We start from the raw sequence: 13,952 nt of genomic DNA on the forward strand, positions 1-13,952 counted from the left end.
ATCCAGGATGCCGTGAAATCAGTTGTTCTTGCACGCCCATGACATCAAGTACGGCCAAATTGTGCCATTTTTGGAAACCTGACCGTGAACAAACTGCCCCCCGAACCAATGCAATCCATCTCAGCCGTTATGTTTTTGCACAGTGCTATGCTGCCCGGGCAGACATCGGCGTCACCCGGCATGAAACGGCAGCGCTGACTCGAAAAATCGATTTTGAACCCAAACCTTTCAGCATAGGTCCGCATTCGCAGAAGGTCGGTTCCAGTGCCACCGGCGTTAAAGGTATAGGGTGTTTTGGAGGAATAGTGCTGGGTCGGTTGGGTGTGAAAGAACCCATTGAAAATGTTCTTTCTGTCTGCCGATGAAATGCCAACCCCATAATCTTGAAAATCCATGAAAACATCATCAGCTGTGGCGCCGGCTTTCAATTTTATGATTCCCTCATCGGGGGTGTTTTCAATTGCATTTTTTAATAAACCGTCACATATCTTTTTGAGAACCTTTCTATCCATTTTTATGTACAGACCGTCTTCAGTGGTCAATGAAAGCTTAAGGCGCCGTTTCCGAACGAACTCAATGGCTTGATCGTAAATATCTTTTAAAAAAAGATCGACCCTGATTGTTTCCATGTGTTCTGGTTCAAACTCTAAAATTGATTGAATGCGATTGAGGACCTGGGCCGCCAATTGTCCGCACTGACATGTTTCGTCTTCAGCGGTCTCTTCGATCAGACTGATCAGATCCTCGAAAATTCTCGTATACTGTTTTTCGCAATCAACAATTTTATTTCCGACGATGTCCTCCACTTTTTCCTGGATATTGTTGAGCCTGTCGATGCACCGCCGGCCCCTTTCAATCGTCTTTGTCAGGTGGGTAAGATCGCGATCTTGGGCTGTGTCGGCAAATCGCGTCAACACAGATTTTAAAATCGATAAGGGCGTTCTTAGTTCGTGCGACAGGTGATTGACCACTTTCTGCCTGGCCCTGTCAGTGGCCAGCAATTCTTCAACCAGGAATGAATTCTCGAGGGCTACGGTCACATAGCTGGCGATGTAGGTTAACAGCTGCGTGTCTTCGTCGGTGAAGCCCCCCTCTTTTTTGTTGAGCACCTGCATGGTGCCGATGCAATTGCGGTTGCGGCTCAACAAGGGGACGCAGAGGATATTGCGTGTGCGAAACCCGGTCTTTTTGTCGATTGACCGGTTAAAGCGCGGGTCCTGGTATGCGTTGTTGACAATCTGAGGGGTCCGGTTGCAAAAAACCCATCCCGCGATGCCTCGATCCTTGGGAAATTGAACCTGGTCGGTGTTCAGGTCGGAAGCCACATAGGGACAAAGGTGCTGCTCGTTCTCATCGATTAAAAAAATCGAGCATCTTTGGACGCTCAAAATGGTCCGCAGTTGTTCGGATACGACATCGAACAAGGTGTCAAAATTCAGTTCCGAAGTGATCGCCTGTCCGGCCTGAATCAGATTGACGTACTTGTCATGACGCTCCTTCAGGTGTCCGTCCGAACGCCGGCGAGTTGCCCTTCGTCTGTTCGAATGGTTGCTTGACACGGACATGTCCGGTATCCAAGGCATTGGGTTCGGGTTTTTGATAACCAAAGGTCCAATTTTAGTTCAGACGGGTGAAAGGTGTCAAGGTAGAAACTACGCCCCACGAAGCCTTATCACCGATAGGTCACGTCGATCAAAAACAGGCCCTGCGGCGGCGCCGTGGCGCCGGCCTGCGCCCGGTCTTTGGATTTCAGGATGGAGTGAACATCACTTGCAGACAGCTTTCCCAAACCCACCGCCACCAGCGTCCCCACCATATTTCTGACCATGAAACGCAGGAATCCGTCGGCTTCGATATCATAGGTCAGGTTGCCGCCGCCGGTTTTCGTCAGGGTTGAATCGGTTACGGTCCGGACGGTGTGATCCCGGGGGCTGCCGGTGCCTTCAAAGGCCTTGAAGTCGTGGGTGCCCAGCAGGGTGCCGGCCGCTTCGATCATCGCTTCCGTGTCCAACGGTTTGCGGATATGCCAGATGAACTGCCGGCCGATGGCCGGTGGGATGGTCCGGTTCAGGATATGGTAGCGGTAGCGCTTGGTCAGCACATCAAAACGGGCGTGGAAGGTGCTGGGCATCGAGTCGCATGCGCGCACGACCACATCACCGGGCAGCAGGCTGTTCAAACCCTTGAAAAAGGCCTGGGCGTCCAGACGGGATCGGGTTTTAAAGCCGGCCACCTGGCCCAGGGCGTGCACGCCGGCGTCGGTGCGACCTGAACCGATGACCGTGATTTTTTCGCGGGTCATCACGCACAAGGCTTTTTCGATGGTCTCCTGGACCGTGCGGCCTGTCTTCTGCCGCTGCCAGCCATGGAAGGCCGAACCGTCGTACTCGACGATCAGTTTAAATGTCTGTTGCCCTGCTTGGGTCCACATGGGTGGCTCCGCTGCTTAAAAGGTCAGTAGCGCTGCGCTCATGGAAAAAAAGGACATCAGCGTGGACAGTACAATGGCCGCGGATGCGAATTCAGTGTCGCTGTTGAGCTGGGAAGAGAGCACGATGATGGCCGGTGAGGCAGGCAGGGTGAAAAAGAGCATTCCCACCTGAAAAGAGAGCGGCGAGGCGTCGAAGGCCTTGAGAAAAAACCAGCCGACAATCGGCAGCACCAGCAATTTGACCGTGGACCCTAAAAAGGCCTGACCCAGATGGGTTTTGAGGTTCCTCAGCGTCAGTGTGCCGCCGATGGAGAGCAGGGCCAGGGGCAGGGCAATCATGGCGGCCAGGCGAAAGGTGTTGTCCAGAAAAACCGGGAATTCACCGACGGTCCGTGAATAGGCCATGCCGGCCAGACAACCGATGATCAACGGATTGGAAATCAGGGCCCGCAGGGTGATGCGCAGCCGCTTCCGGAAATCGATGGTCTGGCCGGCGTACCAGATCAGGGTCGATACGGCCAGGACGTTGATGATGGGAATGATGAACCCGATGAGGATGCCGAATCGCGATACGCCGGTCTCACCCATGGCGTTCAGGATCACGGCCATTCCAACGTAGGTATTGAACCGGTAACAGCTCTGTGAAAAAGAACCGGCGACAAAATTAGACACCTTGAAAAGTTTCAGGCAGATGGCGCTGATCAGGTAGACGCTGCCCACGGCGCAGATGGCGGCGGCGATCAGGTCAGTGGCGCCGTTGTCCGCGGAGGGGGTCGAGCCGATTTTCCAGAAAAGCATGGCCGGGAAAAAAATGAAGTAGACCAGTCGATCCGAGGAGTTCAGAAAACTTTCGCCAGTCAGGTGAATGTGTTTGAGCAGGGCACCCAGACCGATGAGCGCGAAAACGGGGAACAGGTTGTTGAGAATCATCATAGTCTGTCACAGCGCAGACCGGCCAACTGCCGCTCCATGGTGTCGTCCATGAGATGGATGTATCTGGCCAGAGGGTGTTCCGCACCGCAGCCCGTGCAGTGGAAAACGACCGCACGTCATGTCCGTTTTAGTGTCAGGGGGTTGCCGCAATCCTCGCAGGCGGGTTTTTGTATCATCGGGTCGCTCCTCAGTTAACCGTAAACGGCGCGCTGCCGAATGCGTGAAGAAGTTCGTGGTTGCTTGCAAACAGGCGAGTTCTATGCCATATGGCGGCGGTTTGCAAGGGGTGATGATTGACAACGGGCTGAAATTGCGCGATGAAAAGCAAACATCTAATTCAAAGGATCGGGTTATGGCTCCATTAACCTGCATGGGCTTCAAGGCTTGTGGCTTGGCTGCGGGCATCAAAAAAAACGGCAGCCTCGATCTGGGATTGCTCGTATCCGATCGACCGGCTCGGGTAGCTGCGGTATTCACTAAAAATCGTGTTCAGGCTGCACCTGTCCGGTTGGACCGCGAGCGGGTAAAATCAGGCATGGTCCGGGCAGTGGTCGTCAATGCAGGCAATGCAAACTGCGCCAATGGCCGGCAGGGCATGCTGGCCGCCAGAGCCATGACCGCCGCCGCGGCCCGGTTGTTGGGCGTTGCTGACGATCAGGTGCTGGCGGCTTCCACCGGGGTCATCGGTGCCCCTTTTCCCATTGAAAAGGTTACAGCGGCTATGCCGTCCCTGGTGGAAAAACTGGATCAAGGCGGAATACCCGATCTGGCCCGGGCCATCATGACCACCGACACCCGCTCCAAAACAGGGGTTCGGGAGGGCCAGGCGGCCGGCGTCTTTTATCGTATTGTCGCCCTGGCCAAGGGTGCCGGGATGATCCGTCCGGACATGGCCACCATGCTTTGCTTCATCTGCACGGACGCCGACTTGGCTGGAACCGATCTGCAGATGGCGCTGAATCGATCCGTGGATGGATCCTTCAACCGGATCACCATCGACGGCGACACCAGCACCAACGACACAGTGATTTTAATGGCCAACGGCGCTTCAGGGGCCAGGATTGACTCAAAGAACGAAAAGGAGGCCTTTCAGAGGCTGCTGGACGATCTGTGCATGGACCTGTCCCGGCAGATGGTCAAGGACGGTGAAGGCGTCACCAAGGTAGTCGACCTGAAGGTTCGAGGAGCCCGTTGCGACGCCGATGCCCGGGCTATTGCCGATACCATCGCCCACTCGCCGTTGGTCAAGACGGCCTTTTTCGGAGAAGACGCCAACTGGGGCCGCATCATTGCAGCGGCCGGCCGGGCCGGTGTCTTTTTAGATCCCGATCGGCTGGATCTTCATTTCGATGACGTACAGATGGTCAAAACCGGAACGGGCTGCGGCCCGGAAGCCGAAGAAAAGGCCACCGGGGTGCTTAAAAAACCTGAATTTTCCGTCACCCTGGATCTGAATCTGGGCACGGGAACAGCTGGCATGCTCACCTGCGACTTCTCCCTGGATTATGTGAAAATCAATGCCGACTACCGTTCATAACCCGATATAGCGTCCGATAAAGTCCATAAAGCCAGCGTAAAAGCTGACTTTTTTGTTTTTTAACGCATGGCGGCCGTGGTCTTTTTCTTGACTTGCTTCCAGCATTTCCCGAGCGGCTTTAAAGATTTAAAAAAAGCATGGCGATGACGGAGCGCTGAGAGGGCGATACGAGACATCAAGTGCGCTAATCAAGGTTTGAGCCCATTGTCTACATGATATATTAACCATTTGAGATGCCTAATATAAGAGAATGGATGAAACAACCACCACCTCCTCCTTTGCCACTGTTGCTGCCGACATCTCCACTGGCAATAAAAGCATCCGTATTATCGCCAATAACTGTCGGGTCAAGAATTAATCCGGGTGTATCATCTAAATCATACTTGCCATCATTGTCTTGAACGACAAAATACAGATGATACGCAGTGTCTTTATCCAAAGAGTCGGATTTCTCAAGCACATTATCCGGCTCATCTCCATACTCCGTGAGCCACCAGCTACCAGATATAAGGTTGGCGGGGTCTGGTGATGAAATATAACTACCAAATGGCAGAGAATAACCTGTTTTAAGCTTCATCAGACCAAGCTTGGCGATTTGTTTGCGCGTTCCATTAATCATATAGCGCAGAACTACTTCTTCGTGAGGATCTACAGCCACCGTAACCCTCTGAGATGGCGCAATTGGAATGAAATCGGACAAACCGTGAAGGTCGGATAGATCATCTGTCGATTTTGACGTCGTTTCCGTACTACTTAACCTGCAGTATTTACCCGTATTTCCCCATTTCGGTAGTCTCACGGGAAAAGCCAAAGCATCTGAACGGATGAATACAACGCCCTTGTTGACCTGGTATCCATAAAACGGACGTGAACTGGTGACTTCAAATGTGTTGAATAAGGTCCAGGTGGCGTCAATGGTGCTGACATTGGGATGTTCTTGACCTGCAGTGCTTACGCGATAATAAAAATTCATTTCCATCCCATTTTCGGCAGTCTCCATTGCAAGATCGATAACTGAAGTTTCGGGTGATACTCCGGAAACTTCTACTGCTTCTTCTGTCAGCCACACACCTGTTACTGAATTTTCATTATCAAGAACCTGGCTTTCAAATAGGAAACTGCTGTTGTATTTTTTTCCATTGTAAAAACCGCTGACCCATTTTCCGCTGATGGCTGCCTGAGGCGCATCGTTATATCCGGAAACAGCGTTGCCATACATACCAATTTTAAATTCATTTATACGATCCGATGAAAAAGCATTGAAATTATTCAGTCGTGCAGCGAAGAACCATTTAGTTGATAACGCCTGCCCATCAAAGTCGAGGCTGGTAACCCCAGTGAATTCACCGCCAGCAAAGGTATGTAAAAATCCAGGACTCAGAAAATCGGCTCGTTTTGTCCAGTCGACATTTTCAGGATTAGGATCTTCGAAATTATAAGAAACACACTCGAGGATGAAATCCTGTGTTGAAATATCAAAAAATTCGGGGTCACTATTCATAATCCGCATGTTAATCAAGAGGGTATTCCCATCACGGTCAACCGAGTCCGATGGATCATTTACCTGTGTGGCGACCTGGCTGCTGTCGATTTTTGATTTAGCGATATCGGCAGAAGTCGCAGTGATTGAATTAACATCGACGACGATACTTCCGAACGGATATTGGCCACCCATATAGGAAATCTCATTCCAGGCACCGCGAAAATGGTCAGGCATGATTACGAAACGGAAACCAACGTCTTCAAGATTCGTATCGTCACTAACAGACAACAATATCTTTAAGTTTTGTTTGTCAGCATCGAATGCCAATTTTATCCATTCAACATTTTCAGATGAAGCGATGGCACCATTGGAACTTCTAAAATCGATCTCACTCCCTTCATAGATATAATAGGGTTCGGTCGACCAGTTGATGGAATTTGATGCCACGATGGGAGGAAGTGCATTCAGTGGTTTGGGTATCCTCACCTGGTATACGCCATTGTCAGCATCGAGTTGGAAAAATTTGTTGTCACCGTTGTTCGGGTGAAAAAACAGGCCTGGGTTGTGACCGGAAGCTTTCGTGGTCCATGAATCGGATAAATTTAAATCGCCGTAATGTTCCTCTGTACCGGTGGAGAAGTCGATATCCAAAATTCTGAATTCATCTTCATAATAGACATAATTTACATCAAATGACAGTTCTTCATCAGAAGCCCAAACCATGACTGGAATTAAAATAGTTGTCGCGATTAATAGAAATTTAATTCGATTCATCTTACCATTCCGCTATCGATCGATGATTTTTTTGGATTAGCAAAAAAATCAATATAGACTACAATGTATATTGGTTAGAATTTGATCGGCCAACACCAAGCCTTGAAAGTCGCATATTCTGTTAGATCCTGTTTGTTGCGCCTACACGGTGGATATCGGTTGGTTTGTCAAAAAGTGTAGTATTAATTTAAAGGGTCTTTCGGAATGGTTTTTCAGATCCATTGGCTGATCATTTTCTGATGCTGTGGTGTCACGGTCTGCCTCCTTGGTTTGGGGTTAAACAAATTCAAAAGCTAGTTTATACGACCAGGTGATTCAGATGGTTCAATTAACTGGCTTAATCTGTTTCTCCAATACCGGATTGTTTGACAGCATGATAAGTGATACGTTGCATCGTCGTGTGTATTTTTAATCTTAGAGGGTACGATGGCTTGCCTATCGAACGCGCATGATATGGTGACAGCGGACGCGAAAAAAACTGCGCCGCTGATTTAACCGCCTTTGTCGGTTGGGCTCATGGAATCAGATAACCGGCCGATAACATGGTAATAAGGTCAGTGAGGGGCAACCACCCCCGTGCTGCGATGGAGCCGAATTGGGTGGGTTTGTTGAAACCCACTGCCGGTAGGCGCACGGGGCAAGGGAACGCATGGCAAATCGGTACATAGAGATACTGTCGGTCATCAATCGGCTCAGTTTTTTCGACTCGTTCACATCTGGCGAGAAGCAGCAGATCGTGTCCGACGACGCGCATTTCAGGGTCTACAATCCCAAAGAGATGCTCATCCGCCAAGGCAGCAGTGATCAGAGCCTGTTCATTATCCTCACCGGATCGGTCAACGTCACGGAAGGTGCCGGTCAAACCGTTCTGGCCGTTCTAAGGGCCGGCGAGGTCTTCGGTGAGATGGCCTTTTTAACCGACACCCGGCGAACCGCCAGTGTTGTTGCCAGGGAATCGGTCATCGCACTGAAATTGGATCGGGTTCTGTTCGAGCAGCTTCCCCTCGAAGTCCGCGAGAAATTCAAAGACAAAATCATCGAGAAGCTGGTGGCCCGGTTGGATTTGGCTAACAAGGAGTTGACCCGGCTCAATGCCGCGGTAAACACAGGTTTCTCTGAATCATCGCAATCCACAAGTGCGTTTGTTGACCACGCGGTTGCCGATTTATCTGCACCGGTGTTCCTCACCGGTCGGGAACTTATTCGCAAGATTATCGCCAACACCACCTCCCTGCCGGCCATCCCGGAGGTGATGCTCAAGGTTCAACAGATGATCAAGCACCCGGGAACCAGCCCCGCCCAACTGGCTAAAATCATCGAAACCGATCCCGCCATGGTGACCGGCATTCTCAAAGTGGCCAATTCCGCTTACTATGGGTTTCGGGGAAAGGTTTCCACCATCCAGCATGCTTCCGCCCTTTTCGGAACCCGGCGGCTGGCGGAGCTTATTACGGCGATCAGCGCCGGCGGAGTGCTGGGGAAAGCCATGGATGGATACGGTCTCAAGGCCGGGGACATGTGGCGCCATTCCATTGCGGTGGCCTGCACGGCCGGTGAAATTGCCGCCGTGTTGGGGATTGACCCCCTTGACAGCGCTTACATGGCAGGGTTGCTGCACGATATGGGAAAAATCATCCTGGATCCCTATGTCCGTGAACGAAAAGTGTTATTCGACCACTACTATTCCAATTCCCGGGAAAAAGCCGTCCAAGACGCCGAGCGTGACATTTTAGGGTTTGATCATGCCGTCATTGCAGCTATTCTCTGTGAAAACTGGAATTTACCGCGTTCGATCTCCTTCGGCATTCGGCATCACCATCAACCGGCATCCGCCGGTGGCCACCAATTGTCCCATATCGTACACCTGGCGGATTACATCACCAACCAGGCTGCAGAGGGTGCCGCCGGCAGAAACGCCTTTCCGCGTCTGGATGAAACCACCCGATCCGTGGTGCCTTTGGATGATGGCACATTGCGCACCATCGCTGTTAAGTCCCGTCAATACGTGGAAAGCCTTACCGGGCATCTTCTCAGGAAATAAACCCGGCCGGCCATTAATCCGGTAGTATCCGCCTCCGGGAACATTAACCCTTGAAATCGTTTGTCGCGATATAATATAGTTGTGCGTGATTGTTACCTGAACGAACGGTTATCCCGGCGCTGACGCCCTGTGAGATTGATCGGATGTTTCCCGGTTTTGAACAAATCATCGAGGCTCGAATAAAAAAAGCCCAGGATGAAGGTGCATTTGACAACCTTCCCGGCGCCGGTCAGCCCCTTGACCTGGAGGATGACCGGCATATTCCCGAGGATCTGCGCATGGCTTACAAGGTATTGAAAAATGCCGACTGTCTGCCACCGGAGCTGCAGCTGCGCAAAGAGATCCGCAGAACCGAAGACTTGCTGGCCGGCATGACCGCTACGGTGCATAAGTACCGTACCATCAAGAAATTGAATTATCTGATCCTGAAATTGAATGCCGTAAGAGATACCAACGCGGCCTTGGACATCCCCCAGCGCTATTACGGCGATCTGGTTGAGCGCCTCGAGGGTGATAAGGCATAATCTGGTGCAACCATGTTTGGTAAAACGAAATCGGGCGACGGCCTTGTCAAGAGTGTGCTGCTTGCTTATTTAATTCTGGCGCTGCATGTGCTGCTCATCGCCGGTTTGGCGGTTCTGGTTATTTTTTTCCGGGGTGTTGTCAACTATATGCTCTGGATTTTTCTGGGGGGAATTGCAATGATCGGTTTCTCCTCATTTTATTTTTTCAAGCGCATGCGGGCCGAAGGAAAATCCCTTCGTGAGATGTTAAAAAATCCCCTGTTCAGCGGTCGGTCCGTTGAAGTGAGCATTCTGGGCGGCATGGCAACTGTCAGGCTCGGCCAGCCGTCTCAACAGTCGGCCATCGGTCACGATGAGGTCTTTGATACTCCCCGTCTCGAAGCTCCTCAGCGTCCACGCAACCGGGAGGTTTCCGAGCTGACGGAATTGGCTCGCCTGCTTGAAAAGGATCTTATCACCGTTGACGAGTTCAACAAAGCCAAGCGGAGTCTGCTCAACGGGTAAATCCGCCTGCCGCAAGGGCAGACCAAATTAGCCGGAGACCACCTGCGCCAGTGCTCACATCGACCTGCCGGCGATCTGAATGAACTCACCGGCATCAGGGGCTGGCATCCGGGTCGCGTCCGCGGTGAACTGTTTTTCAATCCCCAAATCGCAAAAGGAACCAGGGCCTATGCAAAAGAAAACCATCGCTCTGATCTACGGTGGCATCTCGTCTGAAAGGGAGGTGTCCCTCAACAGCGGCAAGCAGGTTTTGGACGCGCTGGACAAAGACAAATACGACATCATGAGCTATGACCCCAAGACGGACATCCCCAGACTGGTGGCCGATGCCGAAAAAATCGATTGCGCGCTGATCATCCTGCACGGACCTTATGGCGAAGACGGGACGGTCCAGGGGTTGCTGGACCTGTTGGACATTCCCTACCAGGGTTCCGGTGTGCTGGGTAGTGCGGTCTCCATGAACAAGCTCCTGTCCAAACATCTCTACCAACGCGCCGGATTGAACGTACCGGCATATGTACTGGTGGGGCGTGGCCAATCCGTCGATGCGGCCGGCATCGTCGCCCAACTGGGGCTGCCCCTGGTGGTCAAACCGGTGGAAACCGGTTCCAGCGTGGGCATGTCCATCGTCCGCGCTGCGTCGTCGCTGACCGCAGGCGTGGAAAAGGCATTCGACTTTGGTGTCACGGCCATGATTGAAGCCTATATCACCGGTACGGAGGTCACCTGTGGCGTTCTGGGCAACCAGGACCTTGAAGCCCTGCCGCTCATAGAGATCATTCCGGGTGATAAGTACGAATTTTTCGACTACGAGGCCAAATATCGACCGGGAGCCACGCAGGAGATCTGCCCGGCGCGCATTGACGCTCAGTTGACCCGCAAGGGGCAGACCTGTGCCATCGCCGCTCACAAGGCCCTTTACTGCCAGGGCTACAGCCGGACGGATATGATCCTTAAGGACAACGAATTTTTTATCCTGGAAACCAACACGATTCCAGGCATGACGGCGACCAGTCTGTTTCCGCAGTCGGCCAAGGCCGCCGGCATCTCCTTCGGCCAACTGCTGGACCGGCTCATCGCGTTGGGCATGGCTGCGCGGCGTCGTCAAACGACACGGGGGTGAATTCACTGCACCATACAACGCCTGCGGAATGCCCGTTGGCTTATAACAAGAGGGAGGAGATCTATGAATGTGTTGGTTGTCGGCGGCGGCGGAAGAGAGCACGCCCTGGTTTGGAAAATCGCCCAGAGTCCACGTGTAAAGAAAATTTTCTGCGCACCCGGAAATGCAGGTATTGCCCCACTGGCCAATTGCATTCCCATCGGTGCTGCTGAAATCGACAAACTTCTGGCGTTTGCCCGCGATAAGCAGATCGATCTTACCGTTGTCGGTCCGGAGGATCCTCTCTCCAAGGGCATCGTTGATCAATTCCAAGCGGCAGGCATGCGGATCTTTGGTGCCAGTCAGAAGGCGGCCCGCATTGAATCCAGCAAGTCCTTTGCCAAAGCGGTAATGGAAAAATATGGTATCCCGACAGCCAGGGGCAAAACCTTCACCCGTCTTGCCCAGGCGCAGGCCTATGTAAAAAAGATGGGCGCGCCCCTGGTCGTCAAGGCAGACGGCCTGGCCGCCGGAAAAGGGGTGATCGTCTGCAGCACCGAGAAGATGGCCCTGGATGCGCTGAAACAGATCATGGTAGACCGCGAATTCGGCGAAGCCGGGGACATGGTGGTGGTGGAGGAGTGCCTGATTGGGGAAGAAGCCTCTTTTCTGGCGTTTACCGACGGTAAAACGGTGCTGCCGTTGCCCTCCTCACAGGACCACAAGCCTGTTTTCGATGAAGACAAGGGACTCAATACCGGTGGTATGGGGGCTTACTCACCCGCCCCGGTGGTGGATGCGTACATGCACCGGCGGATCATGAACGAGGTGATGATTCCCATGGTCAAGGGCATGGCTGCCGAGGGCTGCCCTTACAAAGGCGTTCTATATGCCGGCTTGATGATCGATCGGGACACGATCAGGGTCTTGGAGTTCAATGGCCGGTTCGGTGACCCGGAAGCCCAGCCACTGCTGGTCCGCATGCAGAATGACATTGTTCCGCTGATCGAGGCCATTATCGATGAACGTCTGGCGAACTGCCGGCTGGACATCGATCCCCGGGCATCGGTTTGTGTCGTCATGGCTTCCGGTGGGTATCCGGGTAAATACAAGCAGGGATTGGAGATCACGGGTATCGAAGCCGCCAACCGCATGCGGGACGTGGTGGTATTTCATGCGGGGACCCGTTTGGAAGACAAACGGATTCTTTCCCATGGCGGGCGGGTCCTGGGTGTCACTGCCCTGGGCGATACGGTCGATCTGGCCATCAAGAAAGCCTACCAGGCGGTGGCCAAAATCAACTGGCCACACGTCCACTACCGCTCCGATATCGGCAAAAAGGCGTTGATACGGATGCAGGCGGTACCCCGGGTCGGCATCGTCATGGGCAGCGATTCGGACCTCAAGGTGATGGAGGCGGGCCTGGGCATATTTAAAAAATTCGGGATTCCCATCGAGATGACTGTGGCTTCGGCCCACCGCAGTCCGGAGCGCGCCGCTGCATATGCCCTTTCAGCCAGACAGCGGGGGCTCAAGGTCATTATTGCCGGCGCTGGTCATGCCGCCCATCTGGCCGGTGTAATGGCGGCCCACACGACCCTTCCGGTGATCGGCGTTCCCATTGATTCCTCCTGCCTGCAGGGGTTTGATTCCCTGCTCGCAACAGTGCAGATGCCACCGGGTATCCCTGTGGCCACCGTATCCATCGGAGAACCCGGGGCGAAGAACGCAGCCATTCTGGCCGTTCAGATCATGGCCGTGTCTGACGATGCGCTGGCTGCCCAACTGGAAGCCTTCAAAAAAGAAATGGCCGTCCACGTTGAGAAAAAGGCTGCAAAACTCAAGGAATACCGCTAAGGTCATCCATATCGATCCGCAACATCCACGTGCGGACGACATACAGGCGGCGGCTGACACCCTTGGACAAGCAGGTGTTCTGGTCTTTCCCACCTCGGGGTTGTACGGTCTGGGAGCGGACGCATTCTGTGGGCAGGCTGTCCGTCGTGTGTTTGCCATCAAACGGCGGCAGGCCCACCAGCCGGTGCTGGTGCTTTTGTCCGGGCTCCACGATATGAAAAAGATCGTGCACACGGTTCCCGACTACGCCCAACCGCTTTTGCGGCTCTGGCCCGGCGGAATCACCTTCATCTTCAAGGCCTGTGGTTCAGTGCCCGTGGAACTGACCGGTGGAACGGGAAAGATAGGCGTGCGTATTCCGGTCCACCCGGTGGCAAGGGCCTTGGTCGCGCGTTTCGGCAGCCCCGTTACCGCAACCAGCGCCAATCTGTCAGGCTCCCCGGCCGTGGCCAGCCTGACGGACCTTGACCCTGAAATCGGCAGGCAGGTCGATATGGTTCTGGATGCCGGACCGCTTGCGGGAGGCTCGGGTTCTACGATTCTGGACGTGACCTGCCGGCCGGTCAGGGTGATCCGGGAAGGTAGGGTCAGCCGCGAGGCCATTGACACGGTCATTAAAAATGGATAGTGCAAATTGATTGACAATCTCAGGGGTTTTTCCTATATAACCGAACCCATGCCGGAGTGGTGAAATTGGTAGACGCAGTGGACTCAAAATCCACCGGGGGCAACTCCGTGCCGGTTCGATTCCGGCCTCCGGCACCAT

At 53.2% G+C, this 13,952-nt stretch carries 12 protein-coding genes and 1 tRNA gene; 8 read left to right on the forward strand and 5 right to left on the reverse strand.

Features of this window, described 5'->3' with window-relative positions; translation table 11 throughout:
* Positions 1-44: 44 nt before the first annotated feature.
* The 4 genes from R6V78_RS21025 to R6V78_RS21040 form a co-directional block, all read right to left on the reverse strand.
* Complete coding sequence (locus tag R6V78_RS21025; RefSeq protein ID WP_410291357.1) at positions 45-1,565, reverse strand: GAF domain-containing protein; 1,521 nt, start codon at positions 1,563-1,565, stop codon at positions 45-47.
* A 107-nt stretch (positions 1,566-1,672) separates the two neighbouring features.
* Positions 1,673-2,431, reverse strand: a complete 759-nt coding sequence (truA, locus tag R6V78_RS21030) for a tRNA pseudouridine(38-40) synthase TruA (RefSeq protein ID WP_410291358.1) — start codon at positions 2,429-2,431, stop codon at positions 1,673-1,675.
* A gap of 15 nt (positions 2,432-2,446) precedes the next feature.
* On the reverse strand, positions 2,447-3,364 hold the full coding sequence (locus R6V78_RS21035; protein WP_410291359.1) for an AEC family transporter: 918 nt from the start codon (positions 3,362-3,364) through the stop codon (positions 2,447-2,449).
* Positions 3,361-3,435, reverse strand: coding sequence for a hypothetical protein (locus R6V78_RS21040; RefSeq protein ID WP_410291370.1), 75 nt, complete (start codon positions 3,433-3,435; stop codon positions 3,361-3,363). Before R6V78_RS21040 ends, R6V78_RS21035 begins: the two co-directional genes overlap by 4 nt.
* Positions 3,436-3,716: 281 nt before the next feature.
* Between R6V78_RS21040 and argJ the strand changes: the two genes are divergently transcribed.
* Entirely contained in the window at positions 3,717-4,901 is a 1,185-nt protein-coding gene (gene argJ / locus R6V78_RS21045; protein WP_410291360.1) for a bifunctional glutamate N-acetyltransferase/amino-acid acetyltransferase ArgJ, read from the forward strand.
* A 220-nt stretch (positions 4,902-5,121) separates the two neighbouring features.
* Here the strand turns inward: argJ and R6V78_RS21050 are convergent, their stop codons facing one another.
* The gene (locus tag R6V78_RS21050) at positions 5,122-7,158 is read right to left on the reverse strand and encodes a hypothetical protein (RefSeq protein WP_410291361.1); all 2,037 of its coding nucleotides are present in this window, start codon (positions 7,156-7,158) and stop codon (positions 5,122-5,124) included.
* A gap of 649 nt (positions 7,159-7,807) precedes the next feature.
* Between R6V78_RS21050 and R6V78_RS21055 the strand changes: the two genes are divergently transcribed.
* The 7 genes from R6V78_RS21055 to R6V78_RS21085 all read left to right on the forward strand — a co-directional run bounded on the left by R6V78_RS21055 (position 7,808) and on the right by R6V78_RS21085 (position 13,951).
* Positions 7,808-9,199 carry an HDOD domain-containing protein gene (locus tag R6V78_RS21055; protein ID WP_410291362.1) on the forward strand — a complete coding sequence of 464 codons (1,392 nt, stop codon included), beginning with the start codon at positions 7,808-7,810 and terminating at the stop codon, positions 9,197-9,199.
* Between the two features lie 143 nt (positions 9,200-9,342).
* Positions 9,343-9,723: a DUF1992 domain-containing protein gene (locus R6V78_RS21060; protein WP_410291363.1), complete on the forward strand. Its 381-nt coding sequence runs from the start codon at positions 9,343-9,345 to the stop codon at positions 9,721-9,723.
* 12 nt (positions 9,724-9,735) lie between these two features.
* Positions 9,736-10,227, forward strand: coding sequence for a hypothetical protein (locus R6V78_RS21065; RefSeq protein ID WP_410291364.1), 492 nt, complete (start codon positions 9,736-9,738; stop codon positions 10,225-10,227).
* Positions 10,228-10,396: 169 nt separating this feature from the next.
* A complete protein-coding gene (locus R6V78_RS21070; protein ID WP_410291365.1) occupies positions 10,397-11,350 on the forward strand; it encodes a D-alanine--D-alanine ligase in 954 nt (317 codons plus the stop codon).
* A gap of 63 nt (positions 11,351-11,413) precedes the next feature.
* A complete protein-coding gene (purD, locus tag R6V78_RS21075; RefSeq protein WP_410291366.1) occupies positions 11,414-13,186 on the forward strand; it encodes a phosphoribosylamine--glycine ligase in 1,773 nt (590 codons plus the stop codon).
* On the forward strand, positions 13,098-13,814 hold the full coding sequence (locus R6V78_RS21080; RefSeq protein WP_410291367.1) for an L-threonylcarbamoyladenylate synthase: 717 nt from the start codon (positions 13,098-13,100) through the stop codon (positions 13,812-13,814). The genes purD and R6V78_RS21080 overlap by 89 nt, the downstream gene beginning before the upstream one ends.
* 50 nt (positions 13,815-13,864) lie before the next feature.
* Positions 13,865-13,951: transfer RNA gene (locus R6V78_RS21085), tRNA-Leu, on the forward strand.
* Position 13,952 lies beyond the last annotated feature (1 nt).

It is taken from the genome of Desulfosarcina sp. (genome assembly GCF_046496365.1).
Lineage (GTDB): Bacteria > Desulfobacterota > Desulfobacteria > Desulfobacterales > Desulfosarcinaceae > Desulfosarcina.

Coding starts and splice junctions, on each gene's coding strand:
- R6V78_RS21025 (WP_410291357.1), bottom strand. CDS start 1,565: ATGTCCGTGTCAAGCAACCATTCGAACAGACGAAGGGCAACTCGCCGG.
- truA (WP_410291358.1), bottom strand. CDS start 2,431: ATGTGGACCCAAGCAGGGCAACAGACATTTAAACTGATCGTCGAGTAC.
- R6V78_RS21035 (WP_410291359.1), bottom strand. CDS start 3,364: ATGATGATTCTCAACAACCTGTTCCCCGTTTTCGCGCTCATCGGTCTG.
- argJ (WP_410291360.1), top strand. CDS start 3,717: ATGGCTCCATTAACCTGCATGGGCTTCAAGGCTTGTGGCTTGGCTGCG.
- R6V78_RS21050 (WP_410291361.1), bottom strand. CDS start 7,158: ATGAATCGAATTAAATTTCTATTAATCGCGACAACTATTTTAATTCCA.
- R6V78_RS21055 (WP_410291362.1), top strand. CDS start 7,808: ATGGCAAATCGGTACATAGAGATACTGTCGGTCATCAATCGGCTCAGT.
- R6V78_RS21060 (WP_410291363.1), top strand. CDS start 9,343: ATGTTTCCCGGTTTTGAACAAATCATCGAGGCTCGAATAAAAAAAGCC.
- R6V78_RS21065 (WP_410291364.1), top strand. CDS start 9,736: ATGTTTGGTAAAACGAAATCGGGCGACGGCCTTGTCAAGAGTGTGCTG.
- R6V78_RS21070 (WP_410291365.1), top strand. CDS start 10,397: ATGCAAAAGAAAACCATCGCTCTGATCTACGGTGGCATCTCGTCTGAA.
- purD (WP_410291366.1), top strand. CDS start 11,414: ATGAATGTGTTGGTTGTCGGCGGCGGCGGAAGAGAGCACGCCCTGGTT.
- R6V78_RS21080 (WP_410291367.1), top strand. CDS start 13,098: ATGCGCTGGCTGCCCAACTGGAAGCCTTCAAAAAAGAAATGGCCGTCC.